The 25,713-nt window shown below is 33.3% G+C and carries 17 protein-coding genes and 8 pseudogenes; 9 read left to right on the top strand and 16 right to left on the bottom strand.

Annotated features, from left to right (window positions below):
- Nucleotides 1-8: 8 nt before the first annotated feature.
- The 3 genes from ACQ9BO_RS08225 to ACQ9BO_RS08215 are packed head-to-tail and all read right to left on the bottom strand — an operon-like array spanning nucleotide 9 to nucleotide 3,115.
- On the bottom strand, nucleotides 9-1,928 hold the full coding sequence (locus ACQ9BO_RS08225) for a SusC/RagA family TonB-linked outer membrane protein (RefSeq protein WP_431244318.1): 1,920 nt from the start codon (nucleotides 1,926-1,928) through the stop codon (nucleotides 9-11).
- Nucleotides 1,900-2,469, bottom strand: a complete 570-nt coding sequence (locus ACQ9BO_RS08220) for a hypothetical protein (protein ID WP_431244317.1) — start codon at nucleotides 2,467-2,469, stop codon at nucleotides 1,900-1,902. Before ACQ9BO_RS08220 ends, ACQ9BO_RS08225 begins: the two co-directional genes overlap by 29 nt.
- Nucleotides 2,438-3,115 (bottom strand): carboxypeptidase-like regulatory domain-containing protein, encoded by a 678-nt coding sequence (locus ACQ9BO_RS08215; protein ID WP_431244316.1) that lies wholly within the window; start codon nucleotides 3,113-3,115, stop codon nucleotides 2,438-2,440. The genes ACQ9BO_RS08220 and ACQ9BO_RS08215 overlap by 32 nt, the downstream gene beginning before the upstream one ends.
- 558 nt (nucleotides 3,116-3,673) lie before the next feature.
- Here ACQ9BO_RS08215 and ACQ9BO_RS08210 point away from each other — a divergent pair.
- Nucleotides 3,674-4,341: pseudogene (locus ACQ9BO_RS08210) on the top strand (ribonuclease HII).
- 35 nt (nucleotides 4,342-4,376) lie between these two features.
- Here the strand turns inward: ACQ9BO_RS08210 and ACQ9BO_RS08205 are convergent.
- The 5 genes from ACQ9BO_RS08205 to ACQ9BO_RS08185 form a co-directional block, all read right to left on the bottom strand.
- On the bottom strand, nucleotides 4,377-5,078 hold the full coding sequence (locus tag ACQ9BO_RS08205) for a nuclear transport factor 2 family protein (RefSeq protein ID WP_431244315.1): 702 nt from the start codon (nucleotides 5,076-5,078) through the stop codon (nucleotides 4,377-4,379).
- A gap of 20 nt (nucleotides 5,079-5,098) precedes the next feature.
- On the bottom strand, nucleotides 5,099-5,323 hold the full coding sequence (locus ACQ9BO_RS08200) for a hypothetical protein (RefSeq protein WP_431244314.1): 225 nt from the start codon (nucleotides 5,321-5,323) through the stop codon (nucleotides 5,099-5,101).
- Between the two features lie 202 nt (nucleotides 5,324-5,525).
- Complete coding sequence (lipB, locus tag ACQ9BO_RS08195; RefSeq protein WP_431244313.1) at nucleotides 5,526-6,224, bottom strand: lipoyl(octanoyl) transferase LipB; 699 nt, start codon at nucleotides 6,222-6,224, stop codon at nucleotides 5,526-5,528.
- Nucleotides 6,225-6,229: 5 nt separating this feature from the next.
- Complete coding sequence (locus ACQ9BO_RS08190) at nucleotides 6,230-6,982, bottom strand: hypothetical protein (protein WP_431244312.1); 753 nt, start codon at nucleotides 6,980-6,982, stop codon at nucleotides 6,230-6,232.
- 87 nt (nucleotides 6,983-7,069) lie between these two features.
- Nucleotides 7,070-7,801 carry a hypothetical protein gene (locus ACQ9BO_RS08185; RefSeq protein WP_431244311.1) on the bottom strand — a complete coding sequence of 244 codons (732 nt, stop codon included), beginning with the start codon at nucleotides 7,799-7,801 and terminating at the stop codon, nucleotides 7,070-7,072.
- A gap of 472 nt (nucleotides 7,802-8,273) precedes the next feature.
- Between ACQ9BO_RS08185 and lysS the strand changes: the two are divergent.
- From lysS to ACQ9BO_RS08170, 3 genes and pseudogenes are all read left to right on the top strand, one after another.
- Nucleotides 8,274-9,978 (top strand): annotated as a pseudogene (gene lysS / locus ACQ9BO_RS08180) (lysine--tRNA ligase).
- An 87-nt stretch (nucleotides 9,979-10,065) separates the two neighbouring features.
- Nucleotides 10,066-11,400, top strand: coding sequence for an AAA family ATPase (locus tag ACQ9BO_RS08175; protein WP_431244310.1), 1,335 nt, complete (start codon nucleotides 10,066-10,068; stop codon nucleotides 11,398-11,400).
- Nucleotides 11,397-11,891: a hypothetical protein gene (locus ACQ9BO_RS08170; RefSeq protein WP_431244309.1), complete on the top strand. Its 495-nt coding sequence runs from the start codon at nucleotides 11,397-11,399 to the stop codon at nucleotides 11,889-11,891. Before ACQ9BO_RS08175 ends, ACQ9BO_RS08170 begins: the two co-directional genes overlap by 4 nt.
- Nucleotides 11,892-11,935: 44 nt before the next feature.
- Here ACQ9BO_RS08170 and ACQ9BO_RS08165 read toward each other — a convergent pair whose 3' ends face one another.
- Entirely contained in the window at nucleotides 11,936-12,532 is a 597-nt protein-coding gene (locus ACQ9BO_RS08165; protein ID WP_431244308.1) for a hypothetical protein, read from the bottom strand.
- Between the two features lie 78 nt (nucleotides 12,533-12,610).
- Nucleotides 12,611-13,596 (bottom strand): annotated as a pseudogene (locus ACQ9BO_RS08160) (2-hydroxyacid dehydrogenase); the annotation flags it as partial.
- A gap of 214 nt (nucleotides 13,597-13,810) precedes the next feature.
- Between ACQ9BO_RS08160 and ACQ9BO_RS08155 the strand changes: the two are divergent.
- Complete coding sequence (locus tag ACQ9BO_RS08155; protein WP_431244307.1) at nucleotides 13,811-14,251, top strand: hypothetical protein; 441 nt, start codon at nucleotides 13,811-13,813, stop codon at nucleotides 14,249-14,251.
- 52 nt (nucleotides 14,252-14,303) lie between these two features.
- Here the strand turns inward: ACQ9BO_RS08155 and ACQ9BO_RS08150 are convergent.
- From ACQ9BO_RS08150 to ACQ9BO_RS08125, 6 genes and pseudogenes are all read right to left on the bottom strand, one after another.
- A pseudogene (locus tag ACQ9BO_RS08150) lies at nucleotides 14,304-16,773 on the bottom strand (zinc-dependent metalloprotease).
- 166 nt (nucleotides 16,774-16,939) lie between these two features.
- A pseudogene (gene hemL / locus ACQ9BO_RS08145) lies at nucleotides 16,940-18,227 on the bottom strand (glutamate-1-semialdehyde 2,1-aminomutase).
- A gap of 40 nt (nucleotides 18,228-18,267) precedes the next feature.
- On the bottom strand, nucleotides 18,268-18,519 hold the full coding sequence (locus ACQ9BO_RS08140) for a hypothetical protein (RefSeq protein WP_431244306.1): 252 nt from the start codon (nucleotides 18,517-18,519) through the stop codon (nucleotides 18,268-18,270).
- Nucleotides 18,520-18,546: 27 nt separating this feature from the next.
- Nucleotides 18,547-19,451: pseudogene (locus tag ACQ9BO_RS08135) on the bottom strand (glucosaminidase domain-containing protein).
- A complete protein-coding gene (locus ACQ9BO_RS08130; protein WP_431244305.1) occupies nucleotides 19,444-20,340 on the bottom strand; it encodes a 1-aminocyclopropane-1-carboxylate deaminase/D-cysteine desulfhydrase in 897 nt (298 codons plus the stop codon). The pseudogene ACQ9BO_RS08135 and the gene ACQ9BO_RS08130 overlap by 8 nt, the downstream one beginning before the upstream one ends.
- Entirely contained in the window at nucleotides 20,337-20,672 is a 336-nt protein-coding gene (locus ACQ9BO_RS08125; protein WP_431244304.1) for a hypothetical protein, read from the bottom strand. The genes ACQ9BO_RS08130 and ACQ9BO_RS08125 overlap by 4 nt, the downstream gene beginning before the upstream one ends.
- Before the next feature lie 116 nt (nucleotides 20,673-20,788).
- On the opposite strand from ACQ9BO_RS08125, the gene ACQ9BO_RS08120 reads away from it, so the two are divergent.
- The 4 genes and pseudogenes from ACQ9BO_RS08120 to ilvA all read left to right on the top strand — a co-directional run bounded on the left by ACQ9BO_RS08120 (nucleotide 20,789) and on the right by ilvA (nucleotide 25,664).
- The gene (locus ACQ9BO_RS08120; protein WP_431244303.1) at nucleotides 20,789-21,001 is read left to right on the top strand and encodes a DUF5522 domain-containing protein; all 213 of its coding nucleotides are present in this window, start codon (nucleotides 20,789-20,791) and stop codon (nucleotides 20,999-21,001) included.
- Nucleotides 21,002-21,464: 463 nt separating this feature from the next.
- Nucleotides 21,465-23,439 (top strand): annotated as a pseudogene (locus tag ACQ9BO_RS08115) (urocanate hydratase).
- Between the two features lie 121 nt (nucleotides 23,440-23,560).
- Nucleotides 23,561-24,109, top strand: a complete 549-nt coding sequence (locus ACQ9BO_RS08110) for a DUF4136 domain-containing protein (RefSeq protein WP_431244302.1) — start codon at nucleotides 23,561-23,563, stop codon at nucleotides 24,107-24,109.
- Between the two features lie 309 nt (nucleotides 24,110-24,418).
- A pseudogene (ilvA, locus tag ACQ9BO_RS08105) lies at nucleotides 24,419-25,664 on the top strand (threonine ammonia-lyase IlvA).
- Nucleotides 25,665-25,713 lie beyond the last annotated feature (49 nt).

Below are 25,713 nucleotides of genomic sequence, written 5' to 3'. Positions count from 1 at the left end.
TTTTCATATTATAAACTAACATTTATTCCCATTGATATAACTTTAGAACGTGGAGTTCCATTGATATCTACTCCAGATGTTTCCATTTCAGGGTTAATACCTTTGTAATCAGAAATCAACCAGATATTTTGAGCCTGAACATAGATTCTGAAGTTTTCTACTTGAATTTTATCTAACAAGATTCTAGGTAAAGTATAACCTAAGCTAATGTTATCTAAAGAAATGAAATCTCCTTTTTCTACGAAACGAGAACTCGCGTTTCCAGAAAGGTTAGTAAATGTATTTGAACTTGCCCATAATCTTGGAGTCCATCCGTCTCCAGGATTGTCAACACTTTGCCATCTTCCTAAAATCTCTGTTCCGTTGTTGTTGAAGTTTTGGTTCATCAACTCTCTTCTTGTAGAGTTGAAAATTTTGTTTCCTCCACTGAATCTGAACATAAATCCGAAATCAAGATTTTTGTATTTCATGCTAGAAGATACAGATCCGTAGTAAGTTGGTAATGTATTACCTAAAATCACTTTATCAGTAGCAACACTTAAAGTAGCTGGAGTTGTTAATGCGGCTGGGTTGCTTGGATCGTAAACATAGTAAGTAGATGTTGGAATATTTCCTTGAACTAAACTACCATCAGCTTTATAGTAAACTGGGTTACCGTTTGCTTTGTTAACTCCCCAATATCTGAAACCATATAAAGAGTTCATTGATTCACCTTCTCTAATAATGATATTTGGTGCAATGTTAGTATCTGTAGAAGATCCTCCAATGATATCTTGACCATTAAATACGTCAGTAACTACGTTTTTAGACAAAGTCAAGTTTGAAGACACATCCCATTTGAAGTTTTGGTTGTTGATAGCTTTGTAAGCTACAGCGAACTCTAAACCTTGGTTGTACAATTTACCAATGTTTTTGTTTGTTGTGTTAAACGGAACCCCTAATGATGGAGAAACCGGTACAGCCAAGATTAATTTATCGATATTGTTTCTGTAGTAATCGAAACCAATAGTCAAACGATTATTGAATAATCCGAAATCAGCACCAAAGTCGATTTTCTCACTAGATTCCCATTGTAATTGAGGATTTCCAAATTGGAAATATCCAATACCATTTGCAGTTGCATAAGGAGAACCAGTTGTTAAATCCATGTATGGGTAGTTTCCAATTTCAGTATTTCCAACTTTAGAGTAAGATGCTCTAAGTTTGAAATCAGAAAGCGTATTGCTGATTCCTTGCATGAAATCTTCTTTAGAAACTGTCCAACCTGCAGAAACTCCAGGGAAGTTAGTCCATCTTGTATCTGCACTTAATTTAGAAATACCGTCTCTTCTGATAGAACCTTGAATAAAGTATTTCTCTTTGTAGTTATATGTAAAACGTCCTAAGTAAGAAATGATACCGTTTTCAGTAACAGATCCACCTGAATCTTTAGTAACGTATGAGTTAGTAACTAAGTTTTTGTTGAAGAAATCACTGATGATATCACTTCCAGATCCCCAGAAATTTTGGTATCTCTGTTTTTGGTACTCAGCAACAGCTGTAGCTCCTACGTTATGATTTTCGCCAAAAGTATGCTTGTAGTTCAAGATATTTTGCCAGTTCCATCTTAAGTATTCTGTATTATCATTGTAAAGGTAACCGTTTCTAGAACGTCCGTCACCGTGAATAGGATTCCAGTATTGTAATCCACCAGTGATAGAGTTATCAGCACTTACTTGTAATTTATAAGTTAAATCAGAAGTAATTTTTGCGTTAGCAAAAATGCTTAACAATGTTCTGTTAACTTTTGAGTAATATTTATTATGATCTAATACATAAATAATATTTGTAATGTTATCTCCTACTGGATCAGTATTATCCCATCTACCAACTGTATTTGTGCTTAACGGCAATGTTAAGTTATATCCTGTTGGGTTTGCGAGCATCATAAATTGGCACGTTAGGTAATTGTCTGATTGTGTTGAAGATATTACCAGAAAGTCCACTAGCACTTGTATTTAAACCATTGTACTCAGTTCTAGAAACACTTAAGTTTGTACCAATGCTTAACCATTTATTGATATCTTGATCAATATTAGCTCTTACAGAATATCTCTGCATACTATTTGACAAGTTGATACCATCTTGATCAGTATAACCTAAAGATAAGTAGTATTTAGTTTTATCAGAACCACCACTGAACGCTAAGTTGTTAGTGATTTGAGGTGCGTTTCTTAAAACAGCACTTTGCCAGTCTGTATTATAAGTACTTCCAACAGCCCATGGAGCTTGTCCTCTATTAGTTCTTTTTTCGTTTGCAATTGTTAAGAAATCAGGAGTCTGTAAAAGATCATATTTTTTAGCCGCACTTGCAACACCAAAATTTGAAGAGAAATTAACTTTTAAAGTTCCTTTTTTACCGCTTTTAGTAGTAATCAAAATTACTCCATTCGCGACTCTAGATCCGTAGATAGCCGTTGCGAGCACCATCTTTCAAGATGTCGAATGATTCGATATCGTCTGGGTTAATATCAGCTAAACCGTTTGTATTTGCAACACCTCCGATATCACCAGAAAGAATTGGCACACCATCTACTACGATTAATGGATCACTTCCACTTGAGATAGAAGCAATACCTCTAATTCTAATTTTTGGAGCAACACCCACAATACCACTGTTAGTTACAACTTGTACTCCAGTTGCTCTACCAGCTAATACTCCTTCAAAAGATGGAGTTACTAAGTTAGCGATGTCGTTACCCGCAATTTTAGAAATAGAACCTGTAACCTCTTTTCTTTTCTGAACACCGTAACCAACTACGACAACCTCATTCATTAATTGTGCTTCAGATTCCATTTCAACGTTTACTGTATTTGAAGTTCCTACAGTAACTTGTTTGTTGTTCATACCAACATATGAAAAAACTAAAACATCACCAGTCTTTGCTTTGATAGAATAACTTCCATCAAAATCTGTCTGAGTATTTGTTTTAGATCCTTTCACAAGAACATTTACTCCTGGAATAACACCTGTTTTATCAGATACCTTTCCAGTTACAGTTCTCTCTTGAGCGAAAGAAAACTGCATAGATAACGCTACAAGGAGCGTAAAAATCCATTTAAATTTTAATTTCATTTTAATTTATTTTGAATTAGTATGCGACAAACATCTTAATTATTTCTTAAAATAACAAACTATTTCAATTTAAATTTCCTTAACATTATTAACAAAAGCTTAATACATTTTAATAAAATGTAACTATTTTCAAGTTTACGTATTATTTTTCCCTCAAAAACAAGCAAGAAAGGGTTCTTTCAAATTGTTAAATTTTAGTAAATTTTAACATTTCAAAAAATCGAACAATAAAACTCATAAAAAACATCAATTTCTTTTACTAAGTTCTTTAATTTGATAAGATTTTTTGAACTTTTGACAAAAACAAGAGGTGAATAACCAAAAACATTAATTTTCTAATGATTTTTTAATCTTAGTTATTCAAAAAACTTAAAAAAAATAACTTAACGACCAAAATTATTAAGATAAAGTGTAAAAAACATGGGAAATTGCCGTTAAAAAATGTCAATAAATCATAAAATTTATTAACCCTATTAAACCTTTATACTTAAATTCAGTCGCTATTTTATCAATTTGCTGATTTTTTTACAATCTTTGCTATTCAAAAAAAGCCTAAAAATGCTCAAAAAGAACTTCTCTGGATTTATTTTAGAAACGGGAACCGATGAAGCTGGTCGTGGGTGCCTTGCCGGCCCCGTTACAGCGTACCGCGATAATTTTGCCTGAAGATTTTGAAAACACTATTTTGAATGACAGTAAACAATTGTCTGAAAAAACAAGAGCGCTTTTGAAACCTATTATTGAAGAACAAGCAGTCTGTTTTGCAGTAACACATTTATTTCCGGAAGAAATTGACGAAATAAATATTCTTAATGCATCTATGAAAGGAATGCAGGAATGTATTCTAAAATTAAAACATGTTCCTGAATATATTATTGTCGATGGAAATCGTTCTTTAAATGCAAAGCTCGGACTTAAAAACACTTTTGGAAAACAATTCTCCTCTGCTGAAATTGAATTATTGAAATCGATCCCAAATCAAAGCATTATTAAAGGTGATGCAAAATTTTTAAGTATTGCCGCAAAGCATCAGTTTTGGCAAAAACGTATCGAGATGAATACATGGATCAAATTCATGAAGAATTCCCAATGTACAATTGGAAAAAAATAAGGGATATCCAACCAAGGAACATCGAGAAGCGATTAAAAAATACGGAACTACAAAATATCATCGAATGAGTTTCAGACTTTTGCCAGAACAACTCACTCTTGATTTTTTCGAATAAAAAAAGCGACCTATATATTAAGGTCGCTTTTTTTATTATTTTTTGCTCTTCAAAAATTCAGCAAATTGTTTTGTATCATAATAAAAAGGTCTGATTGCCGTAATTTTTCCATTCTTCAAATCAAAATGCTCTGAGATTGGCATCGACATTGTTTTGCCGGATTTTTTGGATTTACAATTTATGGTAAAATAAATAATCACTTCATTCTTTGATGCGTCGCTAAAATATGTTGGTTCCTTTTCAATTTGCAAATCATAAAACTCAGCCGCTTTTGCAAACATTTTAGTCCATTCTGCAAAACCCACATAAGTCCCTCCGTAAGGCAAACCCGTCGCTTGAGTATAAATAGCCCCATCTTCTATTAAAGTTGCCATTGCATCAAAATCTCTTGTTTTAAAAAGACATTCATAATATTTAGCTACAACTTTAAAATTATCAGCTTCAAGATTTTTCAGAATATCCACTTCAGACAAAGTTGCATCCTTATCCCAAAAACCAATAATCTTGCTCACTTGACCTTTGCCATTCAAACGAGCAAAATCTCGTCCTGCCATTATTAACTGATTTTTTGAATCGACAATTTTCCATTCCCATGTCACATAATTGTCTTTCACGATTTTTGCTCCAGATGTTAAAATAGCATCTGGGAATTTCTTATAAAATTCGTTGATTACATTATTGAATGCCACAGTTCCTTTTATAGAAGCGGAAGGATCTTCAAAAGTGCTATCTTCCAACCAAATTGATTTGATTAGTTTTAATCGGGTATCACTATTTTTTCTTGCCAAATTTTTTCATAAGCGGTAATTGGATATAATTTATCTTTCTTTTGAGCAAAAAGACCGTTGAGCATAAAAAGGAAAAAAGGAAGTAAAGTTTTCTCATAAGCCATCAGGGATAAAATGAAATTTAAATTTAATAGTACAAAACCAAATTTAGCATAAATAGCTAAGAGAATTACATGAAGTTTAGAATTTGCCATCCCTTCAAAATCTTAGCTTTTGCGAAATGGTTTTTCGATTTTTTGAACATAAATTTAAGAAAAAAAGGTTTCTATTAAAAAACAAGCCACAATTCCCTACTGAAGAATGTCATAATTATCCTGAAAAAATTATGACTAGCCCCAAAATAAAAGCCCGTTTCAAACAAGATGCCTGAGACGGGTTTTTATTTTGACAATTTTTTTAAACAAATTCGGCTTCAAACAAATCCCTCAAATGCTTAATGATTTTAGCTTTTACTTCTTCCTCATCCACTTTTTCTACACCAAGTTCAACGTTCAAAGAAGTCACTCCTTTTCCTCGAATACCACACGGAATTATATTATCAAAATAACCCAAATCTACATTTACATTTAAAGCAAAACCGTGCATGGTGACCCAGCGCGAAGCACGAACGCCCATTGCACATATTTTGCGTGCAAACGGAGTTCCAACACCTAACCATACTCCTGTTTCACCTTCGCTTCTGCCCGATTCTAAACCGTATTCTGCTAATGTCAAAATGATTGCTTCTTCCAGAAATCGCAAATATTTATGAATATCTGTAAAGAAATTTTCCAAATCCAGAATTGGATAACCTACAATTTGTCCTGGCCCGTGATACGTAATATCGCCACCACGATTGATTTTATAAAAAGTTGCTCCTTTCGCTTCGAGCTGTTTTTCGTTCAATAATAAGTTTTCAAGATCACCACTTTTTCCCAAAGTATAAACGTGCGGATGCTCGACAAATAATAAATAATTTGGAGTTGGTAAATCTTGTTCTTCTCTTCTGTTTTTGATTTTCAGATCGACTATATCTTTGAAAAGCTCTTCCTGATATTCCCAAGTCGATTTATAATCACGGTTTCCCAGATCCTGAAGTTGAATTTTTGTATTCATTTTAATTATTTTTCAAACTCAACATCAAAGTTAAGTTTGTCCGGATTCTCCATATAATCCGTGAAAGAGTATTGAATTGTAATTGATTTTCTGTCGTCGCTAAATAAAGCGTTCGGATTTGAAACTTTTTTGATTTTTTTCGGAAAATGATATTTCACAATATAATTTGACGAAGCAAAAATCATTTTCGACATATCGGCAGACGAATCGTTAAGCTTTTCAGTCAATTTTTGCTGATCGATGGTAGCTTTTCTGGTAAATTTCTTTCCGTCATATGTATAACTTAGTTTGCTTTTATTATCTCCAAAACCACTTCCTAACGGATTTGCATTTGCACCGCCTTCAAGTTTTTGTAAAGTGCTAGCAGTTTGCAAGATATCTTGAAGCTCGTTTACACTCTTAAAATCAGTTGCCAAGGTCATTAAAAACTGTTTTTTCTCGGCATTCATTTTTGTTGTGACTACAAAGTTTTCAAGCTTTTTAAGCTCTTTCTGTGTTTCTGGCGATAATTTTGCGATACTGTCTTTTTTCTCCGCAAGCAACTGCTTGAAAGTAAAAGTTGTATCAATATCTTTTTTATTATCTGCTCCCATCTGGCTCCCTATTTGATCGCCGGCCATTTGCATTAAAGAAGAACCATCCATATCTACAGAAAATTTTCCGGTTCCGTTATCGTTGATAGTTATGTTTTCTGTGAAAGTACAGCTTGCTAGAGTTGCTAATAAAAAAGAAAAAAACAGTAGTTTATATAATTTCATAATGATTTTATTTTTTATCAAAGATACGAAGTCTATTTTTATTTTTAAGAATCTAAGCAACTAAGCTTCTAAGACACTAAGTCTCTCTTAATGAAAGCCTTTTAGCTCTAAAACTACTTCCAAATTTGTCATTTCAGGGTTTTGAAGACAATCTGAAAGCTGAAATTCTAAGCTTAACGACTTTTTATCTTCGCTTAAAATAGCTTTTTCATTTGATACCGATTTTATTTTTCTCGGAAAAGTATAGTGTAAGGTATAAGATTGTATCACTTTATATTTAGCATACCATTTTTTTCTTTGATCCACCATTTTTTTGTCCTCCTCAAATTTTTCCTGATCTAGAATTATTACACCTCTTTTAAAGGTAGTCCCGTCAAATCTGTAATTTATTTTATAAGATTTTCTTGCTATCGGAAAATTTTCTTTTAAAGAATTGGCTAGACTAAGGCTCTCATAAAGATTTGGTACTTCTTCTATTTTTTTGAAATCTGAGGAAACGATATTAAAATGTTCTACTTGAATGGGGTCGACTTTTATTTGCATTTTAACATTGGCATGTTCTTGAAATATTAACTGATCTTCTTTGAGAAATTTTACAAAAGTTTCCTGGTATTTTTTTATATAATCCCGAAAAACAAAGGTAGTGTCAATAAATCTTTCCGAACTAAAATTTTGTCTTCCTATCTGTACCATACTATTTTCATCCTGAAGACTGTACACTTCAATATTTCCACTTCCGTCTGGATTTATATTAATAGTTTCTGTTATTTGACAACTTGTTAGGATACAAAAAAGCAAAAAGGCTGATAGGTATTTCATTTTTTAAGGTTCTGAGATGTTAAGGTTCTTAGATGCTAAGATAAAAATATTTTAAAATAATTTCTTACAGGAATTATTTTCTACACACACTATTGTCATTCCAAGGAACGGGTAATCTCCACAATCAGAAGGACAATCTTTGTCGAGCTACTTGCGGAGATTCCTCGTTCCTCGGAATTGACAAGAATACGTTAAAACTTTGATGCGCCCCCAACTAAAACGTCTTTTGAAAACAGAAACTTCTAAACTAGCCCCGATAGAAACGGTATCTCCCGATTTAGAAAAACAAGACTTTTTAGTCGTAGTTTTTGTTAATTGGGAATTTAGTGGATAGCGGGACAAAACGCCTCAAAAAACCATATTTTCTGCTCCTGATAAAAAACATTACTCTTTTCTAAAACTTTAGACTTTATGACTTTGCAACTTTGCGACTTAAAAACTATCTTTGCACACTTAAAAAACAGAGCACAAAATGGCATTATCAGAACAAGAAATCATTAGAAGAGAAAAACTTCAGAACTTACGCAACTTAGGAATCAATCCTTACCCAGCTAATCTTTTTCCTGTAAATCATACTTCGAAGCAGATAAAGGAATCGTTTGAAGAGGGCAAGAAGGTTATCGTTGCGGGACGTTTGATGAGTGTTCGTGATCAGGGTAAAGCTTGTTTTGCTGAATTACAAGACAGCGAAGGACGTATTCAATTGTACGTGAACCGCGATGTTTTATGTGAAGGTGACGATAAAACTTTATACAACCAAGTATTCAAAAAATTAACCGATTTAGGTGATTTTATCGGTATCGAAGGTGAATTATTTACAACTCAAGTTGGTGCAAAATGTATTCGTGTAAGCGGTTTTACATTCTTAAGTAAAACATTACGTCCATTACCATTGCCTAAAGTTGATGAAGAAGGAAATGTACACGATGCTTTCAACGATGCTGAATTACGTTACAGAATGCGTTATGTAGATTTAACTGTAAATCCGCAGGTTAAGGAAACTTTTATTAAGCGTACAAAATTATTTAGTGCAATGCGTGGTTATTTTAACGACGCTGGATATCTTGAAGTTGATACGCCAGTTTTACAATCTATTCCTGGTGGAGCTTCGGCAAGACCATTTATTACGCACCACAACTCGCTTGACATTCCGCTTTACATGCGTATTGCAAACGAATTATACTTAAAAAGATTAATTGTTGGTGGATTTGAAGGTGTTTATGAGTTCTCTAGAAACTTCCGTAACGAAGGTATGGACAGAACACATAATCCTGAATTTACTGCAATGGAAATATATGTAGCCTACAAAGACTACAACTGGATGATGGAATTTGCTGAAGGCTTATTAGAGCATTGTGCAATTGCAGTTAACGGAACTAGCGAAGTTACTTTTGGCGAGCATAAAATCAACTTTAAAGCGCCTTATGCGCGTGTTACAATGACAGATTCTATCAAAAATTTTACTGGTTTTGATATTTCTGGAAAAACAGAACAAGAATTGTTTGAAGTCAGCTCGCGGAATGGGAATCGAAGTTGACGAAACAATGGGTAAAGGAAAATTGATTGATGAGATTTTTGGAGCTAAATGTGAAGGAAATTATATTCAGCCAACTTTCATTACAGATTATCCTAAAGAAATGTCTCCGCTTTGTAAAGAGCACCGCGATAATCCAGATTTGACGGAGCGTTTTGAATTAATGGTTTGTGGTAAAGAAATTGCAAATGCATATTCTGAATTGAATGACCCAATTGATCAACGTGAACGTTTTGAAGATCAAATGCGTTTGGTCGCAAAAGGTGATGATGAAGCAAACGGAATTATCGATGAAGATTTCTTAAGAGCGCTTGAATACGGTATGCCTCCAACGTCTGGAATGGGAATTGGAATGGATCGTTTGATTATGTATTTGACGAATAATGCTTCTATTCAGGAAGTTTTATTGTTCCCACAAATGCGTCCGGAGAAAAAACAAGCTCAGATTGAACTTTCTGATGAAGAAAAATTCATTATTGACTTGCTTACAAAAAATGAAAATAGAATGGATTTAACGCAACTAAAAATTACAGCTAACTTAAGCGGTAAAAAATGGGATGCGTCTATGAAAAATTTATCTAAACACGGTTTGACAAAAGTTGTTGTTGACGGTGAGTTTAAGTTTGTGGAATTGGTGGGTTAAATTCCTTTAAAATCATACAAAATTTAAAAAGGAGCTTTTATTTAAGCTCCTTTTTCATATATAAATATTTTCCTTAATTTTGGAAACATGGAAAGAGCAAAACTTATTGTTAAAAATTTCGGGCCTCTAAAAGATATTGAAATCGAAGTTAGAGAAATGGTTACTTTTATTGGCGCACAGGCTTCTGGGAAAAGCACCTTGGCTAAATTGATTTCTATTTTTGAAGATGATGAATTTAGAAGAAATTCAGAAACTACATTTGAAATTGAATTAAAGAAATATAACATTTACTCCTACTTAAATAAGAAAACTTTTATTGAATACACGAATAGTAAAAATATATATCCATTTGTTTTAAGATATTCTTCAGAAAAATTTGAAAAGAAAACTATTCAAAATATATTAAAAATTTATAAAGGAGTAAAGAATGAGAAATTACTTGCGCAATTTAATTCACTTGAAAAATTTAAATCTTTAACAAAATCCAGTTTTTCATTCTGTAAAAGAACTGATTCTAAATTTAATGAAAAAATTCTCGATTTATTTCCTTTAAAAAGTCAAAAAGATAAATTCAAGCGTCATAAATTAAATCAAAAAGATAATCTTTTTTTCGACGGGAATTATATAGATGATATTTTAGTGATTCTGGAAAAAGAAAAATCTTTTGAGAATTATCTTAATCTTTATGAGGATTTAATAGCAATTTTTCCAGATATTTTTTTATATGATTCCATCTACATACCAACCGAAAGAAATATATTACAAATAATATTTTCTAATGTCTTAGGGCTCATAAACAATGATATTCAAATTCCTAAATACTTATTAAACAGTGGGCAAGAATATGAAAAGGCCATTCACGCAATAAAAGAATTGCCTCTTAATATTATTGGGAAAAATTTCAAATATAAAAGAGAGGGAAAAACTTCATTTATTTATCATAATGATAATGAAAAAGTTGATTTATTAGAATCTGCATCTGGCTTACAATCAATAATTCCAATTTTACTTTTAATAGAATATTCTAAATCACTAAAAGATAAATATAATTTCAACTTCGTAGTTGAAGAACCTGAATTAAATTTATACCCAAAAGCACAGCATGAATTAATTAAATACTTAGTAAAAAACTGCTTGTTTGACAGAAAGAATTTAATCTTAACAACTCACAGTCCTTTTGTTTTAGCTTCTATAAACAATTTATTATTGGCATATGATAAAGGACAAAAAAATCCGAAAGAAGTAAACAAAATTATAAAGAAAGAGTCTTGGCTTAATCCCAAAAACTTCATTGCTTACGAATTGAAAAATGGAAAAGCTAAAAAAATTATGAATGATAAATTAGGGCAAATTTCTGAAAATATGATTGATGGTGTTTCCGATGCTTTTGCTAATGAATTTGACAAATTGCTGGATTTATGATTCAACGTCTTAGACAAGCATTCCCTGAAATTGGAGCAAATTGCTTAAAAACAATTATTGACAAGCATACATTTGTCTTTGAAGCTGATCCCGTTTTATTTGTTATAGTAAAAGAGCCTTGGCATTTACATATTGAAAACAAATCAAATACTGAATTCTATTTTATTCAAAATGATGATTGTGTAATGAAAAATGTTAAAGGTGGTCAATGTGATTATGTTATTTGTAACAATAAAGATGTCTTTTTTACAGAAGTTAAGGTTGCCAAAGGAAATCAGGCAAATCACAGAAAAGATGCTTATTCTCAGTTAGAAAACACATTTAAACATTATTCAAGTTTAATAGATTTTAATCCATACACCCTTAATGCCGTTGTTTGTTTTCCAAGCAAAAGAAGAATTATAAAGGCAAGTGCTTCCACAAAAAGAAAAGAATTCAAAGATTCATATAAATTAAATCTTATTGAAAGTAATTATATTTCGTTCGAATAATTTCAAACCCGACAGGTTTTTAAAAACCTGTCGGGTTTTGTTTTTTAAAACGAATACTTCTTCAATTTCTTCGTTTGAATATCCAAAACTTTTGTACTTTCTTTTGGAGCATTTCCTTTTATAACTTCTTGAACAGATGGATTTGATGGATATTTTCCATTTTTCATTTTTAAAAGATGAAATTCTCCTCCACTTTCAAATATAAGATCATAAAATTTTTCTGTTGTTGAAGTTGTTATAGAAATCGGGAAATCGGTTACTGAGAAGCGATTTATTACACTTCCGTCATTATTCAAAATATAACCTGAACAGCCTCCGCTTCCGCAGAAATAGGAATTGGAGAAACCAACGAAATATTCGTTTTTCTGATCGTTATTTAAGTCGAAAGCATCATAATAAAAATAACGATCGTTTTTTGTCATAGCGGGAATATCATTCTTTAATAAAACCTGCAATTGTTTTCGAATCAATTCAACTGCCTTATCATCTTTTTCAGAAACTTCACTTAAATCTGCTGTCCCTCCCATTGTTTTTGATAAAGTATCTTGAACAATTGTTTTGACAATATTTTTTGAATTGTCTTTATTTTGACAAGAATAGAATGCCAAAATACCTACTAGAATTAGAATTTTATTTTTCATAATCTAATATTTTAAATTAGAAAATTCTTCCAAACCCGACAGGTTTCAAAAACCTGTCGGGTTTACGCTTATGATAATTTAAACCAGCAAAGCCGCCTTATTTTCAATATCATTTTTCTCTAATAATGATTTTATATTATTAAAAGTAACCAATGCAATCTGAGTTAAAGCTTCATTTGTGAAAAAAGCTTGATGCGCTGTAACCAAAACATTAGGAAAACTCATTAAACGCTGAATTGCATCATCTTGAATAATATCTGCAGAAAGATCTCTAAAGAATAATTTTTCTTCTTGCTCATAAACATCGATTCCTAAATACCCAATTTTTCCGTCTTTCAAACCTTCAATTGCAGAAGCTGTTTCTATCAATCCACCGCGACTGGTATTGATAATCATGACGCTATCTTTCATAAAAGAAATAGAAGTCGAATTAATGACATGCTTTGTCTGATCATTTAACGGACAATGCAATGAAATAATATCACTTGATTTGAAAATCTCCTCCAAACTCACAAACGAAACGCCGTCCTTTTTCATTCCCTCATTTTCAACAATATCATAAGCCAAAACTTTACAGCCAAAACCTAATGCTATTTTTGAAAATGCTTTTCCGATATTTCCTGTTCCGATAATCCCGATTGTTTTTCCAAATAAATCAAAACCTAATAATCCGTTTAGCGAAAAATTTTGTTCGCGAACTCTGTTGTACGCTTTATGCGTTTTTCGGTTTAAGGTCAAAATCATTGCCATAGCGTGTTCAGCCACAGCCTGAGGAGAATAAGCAGGAACTCGGCAAACTTTTAAATTGTATTTTTTAGCGGCTTCTAAATCAACATTGTTAAATCCAGCGCATCGAAGTGCAATTATTTTTACTTTTTTCTCTGCTAATTGTTTTATAACCGTTTCGTTTACAATATCATTTACAAATACGCAAACAATTTCACATTCTTCAATCAATACTACCGTTTGCGGATTTAGTTGTGTTTCAAAAAATCCAATTGAAAACCAAAATCAGCATTGTATTTATTGAAAAAAGTTTTGTCGTATGGCTGTGTTGAAAAAAAGCGATTTTATTTGATGTGGTATTTGTGCTCATAAAAATTTATCCTAAACGTTGATTCATTAAAAATACGCAATTATTTCTATACTATTACTCTTATAAGAAACGTTTTAATAGATTACGAATCAATTTGTTAAATAAAACACAAATCTTTTAAGCAAATTAAACCTAATTAATTTCTAAAAGTCTAATCGGTATAACAATTAAAAAACGTAATCATGAAAAAACTATTTATCGCGACTATGTTATTTGTTGGAGTAGCATCTTTTGCACAAGACATGGATCAAAAATCAGGACGTGATCAAAGAGAAAGAATGACGCCTGAACAGCGTAATGAAAAACAGTTGCAAAAACTGACTTCTGAATTGACTTTGGATGCTAATCAGCAAGCACAAGTAAAACAACTTTTGGCTGACCGAAGCGCTAAAGCAGAAAAATTAAGAGAAACTCGCCAAGCGAATAAAGACAGCGGCACTAAACTAACTGCGACTGAAAGAGAAGCCTTTAAAAAAGAAATGATCGCCGAAAGAGATGCTAACGATGCTAAAATGAAATCGATCTTGAATGCTGACCAATACACCAAATGGAAAAAAATTCAAGAAGAAAACAAAGACAAAGCAAGAGAAAAAATGAGAGAATACAGAAATGACAGCAACTAATTTGTTTTCATAAAAAAAGAGGCTTTTTAAGGCCTCTTTTTTGTTTTTATTACTATTTAATCGGATTTAAAATCAAATCAATTCGTTTGATGCAATCTTCATAATGGTATTTTGTTTCTGTGTTTATTCCGGTTGCTTTTGCTCGCAACAAGCGATTTTTTCAAAGCATTCAATTCACCACGAACCAAAGCTCTAAGATCAGATTGTGCAACATTATAATATGTTGCTCCTCTTTCTGTTGGCTTCATTTCTTCGGTCATTAAATTGCCCATCCTGTCAATGTAAGCTCTTTGCAGATTTCTGCGGTAAATCGTAACATTCGAAGGCTGCTGCAGTTTCTTTCCAAATTCCTTTTCGAAGATCTTTGAAGAAATCCAATGCTTTGTATGTATCAGCGCCTAGAATTTCGTTGTCTATTAATCTTCCAATGCGAGGCAAACTCAGCAAATTGTTCAAATGTTTAACCTGAATATTTCTGAACATTTCAGTGTAACCAGCATATTCTGTATTTTTCAACGTATTGATGTTTACAATCCAAGTTGGCGATGCAAAAGCATTTGCCTGAAGCCAGTTCATTGCGTCGATTTGTTTTGCTTTTGGAACTACTTCATAAACATTTCCAGGCTGATTTGGATTTTTTGTGTTTTCGTAAACACCTCCAACATTGGTCACAACATGTCCAACATATCTTCCCCAAACATCCAACATTTCTTTATATAATTCACTTAAATCATCATAATCGTTTGTCACTTTGCTTGTCCATTCGCTCAAATGATTTGCTACGTACTCTAGATTTTTCATTCCATACGTACTTGCTTTCATTGAATTATTTCCAATATCTTCTGTTTGAGAAGAAGGATCAAACGTACTGCTCTGTTTTCCGAATTTATAAATTGGATTTCCAGCTTTGTCTAAAATCCATTTGTCTAAAGTTGCTTTTTCATCCTGAGGCGATTTTGCATTCGGAATCACTCTGTATCCCCAATTTAAAGCATAATGATCATATGCTCCCATTTTACGAATAAAACGAATATTTTGGTCGCCAGGTTGCGCAATATAATTATAGCGTGCATAATCCATTATACTCGGAGAAATACCGTTTTCCTGTGTGAAAGCTCCATTTCTATAACTTTCGCAATCATAAGATGAACTTGCGCCCATATTGTGCGGAAAACCTAAAGCATGACCTACTTCGTGCGCAATTACCATTCGCATCATTTCGCCCATTTCTTCATCGCTCGTCTGCAACGTTCTCGCTGATGGATTTGCGGCTCCAGTTTCAAGCAAATATCTGTTTCTGTACGAACGCAAATGATTGTGGTACCAAATTACATCACTTTCAATAATTTCTCCTGTTCTAGGGTCTGAAACGCTTGGTCCAACAGCATTTCTTGTTGTGCTCGCTACATAACGAATTACAGAATAACGAATATCTTCCGGGCTAAAATCTGGATCTTCTTCTTTCGTTGGCGCATCTTTTGCAATAATGGCATTTTTGAATCCGGCAGTTTCAAAAGGTTTTTGCCATTCTTCAATTCCTTGCTTGATGTATTTTTTAGTTTTTCAGGAGTTGCTGGATCTAGATAATACACAATCGGTTTTATTGGTTCAACCAATTCTCCTCTTGCATAAGCTTCTGGATCTTTTGGCTCCAATCTCCAGCGACGGATGTATGTTTTTAAATCTGATTTTAATTCATTGCTTCCATAATCATATTGACTTACTGTAAACCAACCCACGCGCGGATCTGCCAATCTAGGTTTCATCGGGACTTCTGGCAATAAAATCATCGATTGATTCATCTGAATGCTGATTGATTCAGTATCTTCCAACATTGATGGTTTCGAAGCATTGTAAGTCATATCCTGAATAACCTCAATATTCATTGGAAAACTTTTAATTTTATTGATGAAACTTCTAGATTCATCCAATCCTTTTACTTTGTAGGTATCTCGCATTTCTGCAGAAATTCCGCTGATTGCCTTTACATCTGTACTGTAAAATTTAGTCACATCGATTACAGTATTTGCAGAATCTTTGCTGAAAGCTACAATATCAAAAGCAAATAATGTTGGATTATAATTGTTTGATTTAACCGAAATACTAATTGGCAAAGTATCATTTGCAACTGAATTGTATGATTTTGATTTGATCAGAATTTTATCCTGAAAACGCTCCCAAACAACTAATTGCTCATTAGTTTCAGAACCTGCATTTACATAGCCTCCTCCTAAATTTGAAGGCAATTTTGCTAATCTGCTGACAAGCAACATATCTTTATTTAAATATTTGTTTGGGATTTCGAAATAATACTTTTTATCCACTTTGTGAACTGTAAAAAGTCCTTCGTCTGAAACAGCATCTTTTGTAATTACTTTGCTGTACTCTTTGATTGATGATTCTGGCTTCTTTTCAGGCGGAGTTGCTTGAGTTTCGTCTTTTTTCTTTTTCGACTGGGCAAATTGGTTGTTTGGAAATAGTGCAAAAGCCACTATTGTAGATAAAATGAAAAATTTCTTCATTTATTGCAGGTTTAATGGTTATTTATCAAACAAAAATAATTTTTGATTACAATAACACAAGACAATACGTCTTCATTAACTTTTTATTAACTACAAAATAAGGTTTATAATCATAAAAAAAGGTTCAGCTGAAAACTGAACCTTTTAAAAATATTTCTTATTCGATTTAAAATGTTTTCGAAACTTTATCGATCGCATTAATTGTAAAATCTAAATCTTCATACGTCAAAGCGTCAGTAATAAACCAAGTTTCATATGCCGATGGCGCAATATAAACGCCTTCTTGCAATAATCCGTGGAAGAATTTCTTGAAGGTTTCATTATCTCCTTTTGTCGCTGTTTGAAAATCAGTAACTGGATTTGCATCAAAATGTACCGAAATCATAGAACCTACTCTATTGATCGTAAAAACAACATTGTTTGCTTTTAAAACCCTATCTATTCCTGCTTCTAAATAAGCCGTTTTTTCTTCTAAACGTGTAAAAATTTCTCTGTCTGAATCAAGCGCTTTCAACATTGCTAATCCAGTCGCCATTGCCAACGGATTTCCAGATAATGTTCCTGCCTGATAAACTGGTCCAAGTGGCGCTAAATAATTCATGATTTCTTCACGTGCTTGCAAAAGCTCCAACTGGCAATCCTCCACCAATAACTTTCCCGAAAGTCACGATATCAGCATCAATGCCATACAATTCCTGAACTCCTCCACGAGCCAAACGGAAACCTGTCATTACCTCATCAAAAATCAATAAGATTCCGTTTGCGGTACACAATTCTCTTAAACCTTCTAAGAAACCTTTTGCTGGCGGAATACATCCCATATTTCCTGCAACTGCTTCGATAATAATTGCGGCAATTTCTCCTTTATTAGCTTCAACTAATGTTTTCACATTTTCTAAATCATTGTATTTTGCCAATAAAGTATCTTTTGCGGTTCCTTCTGTAACGCCTGGACTATTTGGAGATCCAAAAGTTACAGCGCCACTTCCTGCCTGAATCAAAAACGAATCAGAATGTCCGTGATAGCAACCTGCAAATTTTACAATTTTATCTCTTTTTGTAAAGCCACGAGCTAGACGAATCGCACTCATACAAGCTTCTGTTCCTGAATTTACAAAACGAATTTTATCAATATTTGGAACCATAGAAACGGCCAAAGCCGCAATTTCTGTTTCCAATTCTGTTGGCATTCCAAATGAAGTTCCCAGTTTTGCTTTTTCGATTACGGCATCAACAACCGGCTGATACGCATGACCCAAAACCATTGGTCCCCAAGAGTTGATGTAATCTATTAATTTGTTTCCGTCTTCATCATACAAATAAGCACCTTTGGCACTTTTTACAAAAATTGGAATTCCGCCAACGGCTTTAAACGCTCTTACTGGTGAATTTACTCCTCCCGGAATTACTTTTTCTGCTTCAGCAAAAAGCTGACTACTTCTTTTATATAACATTCTTAATTTTTGATTTTAGAGTTTAGATTTCAGATTTAATTTATCGACTTAAACCCTGATCCAAAACAAACTCATTGAAATATTTTTGTTCTCTTTTTTCTTCTTCCGAAAGCTCTTCAATCTTTTTATCTGACATTCCAATTGGAGAATAAAATCTCCATTTCCAAGTTGGCCGACGTTTTATGAAAAGGTTTGTTTCTGCAAATTCATCATGCTGATAGACTCCACAAAAACATCTAATTATTGCAACTATTGTCAAAATAAAAATCCCAATTGAGGCTTTGCTTTTCATTAATAATTCACAATTAACAATTGATAATTATTTCACCTTAAGCCTCTGTCCTATCGAAATGGCATTGTCAGTCAAATTATTTTTTTGCTTCAAATCGTCAACTAATAAATTGAACTTTTTTGAAATTGAATACAATGTATCGCCTTTTTGAACTTCGTATAAATTTGGATCGTTTGCGTTCATATTTATTTTTGGATCAGAAGCAACGTCATAAGATGATTTTTTCGTTGGAGCCGTTTTGTTAATGGCAACATAAGTTTTCCCCGTAACCTGACAATCATATTGATGCAAATTATAGCGTTCAATATAACCAATTAATTTGTCCGGATAATTTGGATCTGTTGCATAGCCACAAGCTCTCAGACCTTTTGCCCAGGCTTTGTAATCGTCTTTTTCATAAGTAAACAAAGACTCATATCTCTTTTTCCAACCAAAAACAGAGCGTGATCTCTGTATGATTCTGAAGCTTCTGGATATTTTCTAAAACATTCCTGCTCAGCATCATCATCATGACGAACACTTTCTCCAAGCCAATCTTTATGACATTTAATTCCGAAATGATTATTGGCCGAAACCGCCAAATCTCCTTTTCCTGCACCCGATTCTAAAATTCCTTGAGCCAAAATAATACTGGCAGGAATTCCATATTTCTGCATATTTCCTATTGCAATATCTTTAAATTGCAAAATATAATTATTAACTAAATCGCTGGTTACAACTGTTTTTGAAGTAGATTGAATAACCTCAGTCGTATTATTTGTAGAAGGGTAATTTTTACCAATTGGCTTAACTGGTGTTTGTTTTTTGGTCGCCACTGTCCTAGGCCTCTGAACCGCCGCCGCTTGCTTTTTAGTCGTTGCAATAGTAGGTTTGCTTGACGAACAGCTTGCCAAAACTAGAACTGTAAAAAGCAACACTATTTTTTTAATCATTTGTCTTGAGTATTGGTAATTTTTTCTGCTTCAGTTTTATATTCATTCCATCAATTCCCTGCAAACCGCCGGTGTGAATGAGTAAAATTTTTGAATGTGCAGGAAAATAATTTTTGCTGATTAAATCTATAACGCCAAAAACCATCTTTCCTGTATAAATTGGATCTAAAGGCACTTTTGTCTTTTCGAAAAAAGCATTTATAAATTCGATTAATTCTAAATTTATCTTGCCATATCCTCCAAAATGATAGTCAGAAATTAAATTCCAGTTATCTTTTTTTGCAAAAATACGAATTTCATCGGTTAAAAAGTCACCTTTTAATGCTGGAAAGCCCAAAATTTTCTGATTTGGAAATGCGCTGTTTATTAATCCTGAAATAGTTCCACCAGTTCCAACAGCACAACAAACGTAATTAAAACCCGAATCTTCATTACTCAAAATTTCTTCACAGCCTTGCACTGCGAGTTCATTTGTTCCTCCTTCGGGCACTAAATAAAAATCGCCAAATTTGTCTTTTAATTTTTCTAAATAAGAAGTTTCGCTTTTTAAGCGGTATTCTTCTCTTGAAACAAACTCAAACTGCATTCCGTTTTCCTGAGCAAATTTCAGCGTTGGATTTTCTTCAATTTTATCAAAAAGTTCATCGCCACGAATAATTCCGATTGTCTTCAATCCTTGTTCCTTTCCTGCAAAAGCAACTGCCGCAATATGGTTGGAAAATGCGCCACCAAAAGTCAATAAAGTTTTTTTGTTTTCAGCTTTCGCCTGAAGCAAATTGTATTTTAATTTTCTGAATTTATTTCCAGAAACAAAAGGATGAATAAGATCTTCTCGCTTAATGGTCAACGAAACATCATTCGGAAATTGAATATTTATGGACTGATTCATTTTAATTTTAGATAATTTAAAAACTGAAAAAAAGATCGGTTTTTTAAATAATTGATGTTGGTTTCATTTTGATAAGCTTCTCTTTCAAAACCAATATTTCGGTACGCCAAATCTTTATTTTTATATTGAATCAATCGAATCAAAAATTCTGAAAAATACCAAATAAAAAAAGGCAAAACCAGCATTTCTACTTGTTGTCTCAAATGTATTTTTTCATGATTTACGAAAACGTCATTCGCTTTATCAAAATCATATTTTACCAATACAAACGGAAATACAGCCATTCCGCGATATCCTTTCGGAATTAAATATTTGGCAACAATCAGAAACATTGGCTGTAAAATTTATAAATTTGTAGCTATAAAATTGTTCGATTTCGACAAAATCATAATCAAATATTTATATTTTTGATTTTTGAATTATCAAAATCAGAACGCGAAGCAGATTTATGAAAGAGCAAAGTAATGAAAATAAATTAATCGAAGGAGAAGATTTTTACTATACGCCCGAAGGTTATAAATGCTTTACCGAAAAACATCATTTAAAAAGGGGCTATTGCTGTAAAAGCGGTTGTAGACATTGTCCGTATGGTTTTGACAAACGAACGGGAGAAATCCGAAAAAAGCGAATTAGTCAATTTGAAAATGTGTCAATTAGATAATTCAGCAATCTAAATTCTAAAATCAACAATCTAAAATATCATATGGATATCCATTCACGAAAATTCAGGATTAAAATCCACAAGTCTTATCATAGGTCGGATATCCGCTATCCCTAGTTTTTTTAATTAGTAAATGTGGCAATTTGGAAATTAGAATAATTTAATAAATTGAAAATCTAATTGCATCGTCTATATTTCGCTCCGCTGGAGCTTTTATATTAGGATGATATTATTTTCTATAAATATTTCGCCCTTCCAAGGCTTTGCTTTTCAGTTTGCAAATTTTGCAGTTTCAACAAGCTCCGAGAGGAGCGATATATTTATAGAAACCATTTTAAACGTTTGTAACATAAGAGCCCCAGCGGGCCGACATAATTAAAAAAACAAAAAATTAATCTGTTGTTAATCTAACTAAAATACCTTAGCGTCTTAGAACCTTAGCAACTTAGCATCTCTAAAAAAAATGACCTTTAAAGAACAAATACAACAAGGAATTCCAAATATATTGCCTCAAAAACAGGAATACGATCCGGCTATTAATCATGCTCCAAAGAGAAAAGAAATCCTTTCGGCAGAAGAAAAAAGCTGGCATTAAAAAATGCATTACGTTATTTCGATCCAAAACATCATGCCGAATTAATTCAGGAATTTTTAGAAGAATTGGAAACTTACGGACGTATTTATATGTACCGTCTTCGTCCAAATTACAGAATGTACGCGCGTCCAATTGACGAATATCCTGGAAAATCTTTGCAGGCAAAAGCGATCATGCATATGATTCAGAATAATCTGGATTATGCAGTGGCGCAACATCCGCATGAATTGATTACGTATGGTGGAAATGGAGCTGTTTTTCAAAACTGGGCACAATATTTATTAACGATGCAATATTTGTCTGAAATGACAGACGAGCAGACTTTAACCATGTATTCAGGACATCCGATGGGATTATTTCCTTCGCATAAAGAAGCTCCAAGAGTTGTAGTTACAAACGGAATGGTAATCCCGAATTACTCAAAACCAGACGATTGGGAAAAAATGAACGCTTTAGGTGTTTCACAATACGGACAAATGACAGCCGGAAGTTATATGTACATTGGCCCACAAGGAATTGTACACGGAACTACGATTACGGTTTTGAACGGTTTCAGAAAAATAAAACAAAATCCAGAAGGAAGTTTATTTGTAACTTCCGGCCTGGGCGGAATGTCGGGCGCGCAACCAAAAGCCGGAAATATTGCAGGTTGTATTACGGTCTGCGCCGAAGTAAATCCGAAAATCACAAAAATTCGTCACGAACAAGGCTGGATTAATGAAGTTGTAACTTCTACAGATGAATTAGTTGCTAGAGTAACTTTGGCGAAAGCCAATAAAGAAACCGTTTCTATTGCTTATTTAGGAAATGTAGTTGATGTTTGGGAACGTTTTGATCAAGAAAATATCAAAATTGATTTAGGTTCAGACCAAACTTCACTTCATAATCCTTGGGCTGGAGGTTATTATCCTGTCGGAATTTCTTTTGAGGAAGCCAATAAAATGATGGCCGAAAATCCAGAATTGTTCAAAGAAAAAGTTCAGGAATCACTTCGCAGACAAGCATTGGCAATCAATAAACATACTGCAAAAGGAACTTACTTTTTCGATTACGGAAATGCCTTTTTGTTAGAAGCTTCCCGCGCTGGAGCAGATGTTATGGCCGAAAATAATATTGATTTCAAATATCCAAGTTACGTTCAGGACATTATGGGACCAATGTGTTTTGATTACGGTTTTGGACCTTTCCGTTGGGTTTGTACTTCCGGAAAACCAGAAGATTTACAAAAAACTGACGCAATTGCAAGTCAGGTTTTAGAAGAAATGGCAAAAACAGCTCCAAATGAAATTCAGCAACAAATGCAGGATAATATCAAATGGATCAAAGGTGCACAAGAAAATAAATTAGTTGTAGGCTCTCAAGCTCGTATTTTATATGCTGATGCCGAAGGAAGAATCAAAATTGCAGAAGCATTCAATCAAGCAATTGCAAAAGGCGAAATTGGTGCTGTTGTTTTAGGACGCGATCATCATGACGTTTCAGGAACTGATTCTCCATATAGAGAAACTTCAAATATCTATGACGGATCTCGTTTTACAGCTGATATGGCAATTCATAACGTAATTGGAGATAGCTTTAGAGGCGCAACTTGGGTATCGATTCACAACGGCGGTGGCGTTGGCTGGGGAGAGGTTATAAACGGTGGATTTGGTATGGTTCTTGATGGCTCTAAAGAGGCTTCAAAGCGTTTAGCGTCAATGCTTTTTGGGATGTCAACAACGGTATTTCAAGACGAAGCTGGGCACGAAATGACGAAGCTATTTTTGCAATAAAAAGAGCCATGCAAGCCGAGCCTTTACTAAAAGTAACTTTGCCAAATATAGTTGACGAAAGTCTGCTTTAAACAAAAAGTTACTCATAAACAGAATGTCATCCTGAGCGGAGTCGAAGGCTTATGAGTAAGAAAGGTTTCGACTCCGCTCAGCCTGACAGACATAAAACAAGAACATTAAATTTCCAATAATATGAAAACATTCAAATTAATTCCGATTTTTTTGCTTTTGATACTTGCCGCGTCCTGCGACACGGTTAGTGCTTACTCTGACTACGATAAAACCGTAGATTTCGCGCCTTACAAAACTTATGCTTATTTTAAACCCGGAATTGACAAGGTCGAAATTTCTGATTTGGATAAAAAAAGAATCCTTCATGCAATTGACGATCAAATGCAGGCTAAAGGTTTTACAAAAAGCGAAAATCCTGATATCCTAATAAACATTTTTACGAAAGCCAAAGAACAAGTTGATGTCAATCAATTTTATGGCGCATACGGCTACGGATGGGGCTATGGCTGGGGATGGGGCTGGAGTCCTTATATGTATGGAGGGACTTCCGTTTCAAGATATACTGAAGGAACTTTATTCATTGATTTTATTGATGCTAAAAAGAAAGAAATGATCTGGCAAGGTCAAGGTATTGGTACTCTTTACAAAAACATCGATAAAAAAGATGCCCGAATTACTGAATTTGTAACCAAAATTTTAGCACAGTATCCGCCTGTTAAAAAACAGTAATCAGTCTCAGTTATTAGTTTTCAGCTTTTTTAAAAAGTTGTGAACTATTTCCAGAAATAATTAATACATTTGCTACTCAGATAACAAAAATGACAAACTTTAATAACATTATTATCGCTATTATCAGCATTATTGCAATTCAGCAGTAATGGCGAGGTGTTATATAAATAAGTAAAATATAATTTATAAGAACCTCCCAAAACGGGAGGTTTTTTATTTTAAAAATAATTTATCTGCCACAGATTAAAAGGATTTTCACAGATTAAAAATCCTTTTAATCATTTTAATCTGTGGCAAAAAACAAAACATATGAGTTTATTTAACGAAGTACTTAACGCAAAAAAGCAACTTGAAAATGTAGTTGTAGCAACGCCTTTGACCCAAAATTTGAATCTGTCAGAAGAATTCAAATCGACTATTTTATTAAAAAGAGAAGATTTGCAAATCGTCCGGTCGTACAAAATTAGAGGCGCTTACAATAAGATTTCTTCATTAAATGAAAAGGAAAAAGCTAACGGTATTGTTTGCGCCAGCGCAGGAAATCATGCACAAGGTGTTGCCTATTCCTGTAATCTTTTAAAAATTCAAGGCAAAATTTATATGCCAAAAACCACTCCAAAACAAAAAGTAAAACAAGTTCAATTATTCGGGAAATCGTTTGTTGAAATTGTTTTGACTGGAGATACTTTTGATGATGCATACGCTTCGGCAACTGCAGACGCAATCAAAAATCATAAAACTTTTATTCATCCATTTGACGACGAAAAAGTAATTGCTGGACAAGGAACAGTTGGCCTAGAAATTCTGGAAAGTTTCAAAGAAACAATTGATTATGTTTTTGTTCCAATTGGCGGTGGCGGACTGGCTTCTGGATTATCTGAAGTTTTTAAACATTTGAGTCCGCATACAAAAATCATTGGCGTTGAGCCGAAAGGTGCACCTTCGATGAAAACTTCTATTGAAGAAAATAAAAATACTGCATTAAAAACGATCGACAAATTTGTTGACGGTGCTCGCAGTAAAACAAGTTGGTGATAAAACTTTTGAGATCTGCCGATATAATTTAGAAGATATTATTTTGGTTCCAGAAGGAAAAGTTTGTACCACAATTTTGCGATTGTACAATGAAGAAGCAATGGTTGTTGAACCCGCAGGCGCTTTGACCATTGTCGCTTTGGATTTTTATAAAGATAAAATAAAAGACAAAAATGTAGTTTGCATCGTCAGCGGGAGCAATAATGATATTGAGCGAACTGCCGAAATAAAAGAACGCTCCTTGCTTTATGAAGGTTTGATGCATTACTTCATGATTCAGTTTCCACAACGTCCAGGAGCTTTAAAAGAATTTGTAAATAATATTCTCGGGCCAGATGATGACATTACTTATTTTCAATTTGCAAAGAAAAACAGCCGTGAAGTTGGTTCTGTTGTAGTTGGTCTGGAATTAAAAAACAAAAATGATATTATGCCAATTAAACTGAAAATGACTCAAAACGGATTTGAATTTCAATATTTAAATGACAATCAAGATTTGTTCACCCAATTGATTGGATAAAACAAAAAGGCTGTCTATTAACCGTAGACAGCCTTTTAAAATCAAATAT

Origin of the sequence: Flavobacterium sp. P21 (genome assembly GCF_050632225.1) — a bacterium.
In the GTDB taxonomy this organism is placed as follows: Bacteria; Bacteroidota; Bacteroidia; order Flavobacteriales; family Flavobacteriaceae; genus Flavobacterium.
Note: the sequence above shows the minus strand (reverse complement) of the source record. Positions and strands in the feature narration are given on the sequence as shown.

Coding starts and splice junctions, on each gene's coding strand:
- ACQ9BO_RS08225 (WP_431244318.1), bottom strand. CDS start 1,928: ATGATGCTCGCAAACCCAACAGGATATAACTTAACATTGCCGTTAAGC.
- ACQ9BO_RS08220 (WP_431244317.1), bottom strand. CDS start 2,469: ATGGTGCTCGCAACGGCTATCTACGGATCTAGAGTCGCGAATGGAGTA.
- ACQ9BO_RS08215 (WP_431244316.1), bottom strand. CDS start 3,115: ATGAAATTAAAATTTAAATGGATTTTTACGCTCCTTGTAGCGTTATCT.
- ACQ9BO_RS08200 (WP_431244314.1), bottom strand. CDS start 5,323: ATGGCAAATTCTAAACTTCATGTAATTCTCTTAGCTATTTATGCTAAA.
- lipB (WP_431244313.1), bottom strand. CDS start 6,224: ATGAATACAAAAATTCAACTTCAGGATCTGGGAAACCGTGATTATAAA.
- ACQ9BO_RS08190 (WP_431244312.1), bottom strand. CDS start 6,982: ATGAAATTATATAAACTACTGTTTTTTTCTTTTTTATTAGCAACTCTA.
- ACQ9BO_RS08185 (WP_431244311.1), bottom strand. CDS start 7,801: ATGAAATACCTATCAGCCTTTTTGCTTTTTTGTATCCTAACAAGTTGT.
- ACQ9BO_RS08175 (WP_431244310.1), top strand. CDS start 10,066: ATGGAAAGAGCAAAACTTATTGTTAAAAATTTCGGGCCTCTAAAAGAT.
- ACQ9BO_RS08170 (WP_431244309.1), top strand. CDS start 11,397: ATGATTCAACGTCTTAGACAAGCATTCCCTGAAATTGGAGCAAATTGC.
- ACQ9BO_RS08165 (WP_431244308.1), bottom strand. CDS start 12,532: ATGAAAAATAAAATTCTAATTCTAGTAGGTATTTTGGCATTCTATTCT.
- ACQ9BO_RS08155 (WP_431244307.1), top strand. CDS start 13,811: ATGAAAAAACTATTTATCGCGACTATGTTATTTGTTGGAGTAGCATCT.
- ACQ9BO_RS08140 (WP_431244306.1), bottom strand. CDS start 18,519: ATGAAAAGCAAAGCCTCAATTGGGATTTTTATTTTGACAATAGTTGCA.
- ACQ9BO_RS08130 (WP_431244305.1), bottom strand. CDS start 20,340: ATGAATCAGTCCATAAATATTCAATTTCCGAATGATGTTTCGTTGACC.
- ACQ9BO_RS08125 (WP_431244304.1), bottom strand. CDS start 20,672: ATGTTTCTGATTGTTGCCAAATATTTAATTCCGAAAGGATATCGCGGA.
- ACQ9BO_RS08120 (WP_431244303.1), top strand. CDS start 20,789: ATGAAAGAGCAAAGTAATGAAAATAAATTAATCGAAGGAGAAGATTTT.
- ACQ9BO_RS08110 (WP_431244302.1), top strand. CDS start 23,561: ATGAAAACATTCAAATTAATTCCGATTTTTTTGCTTTTGATACTTGCC.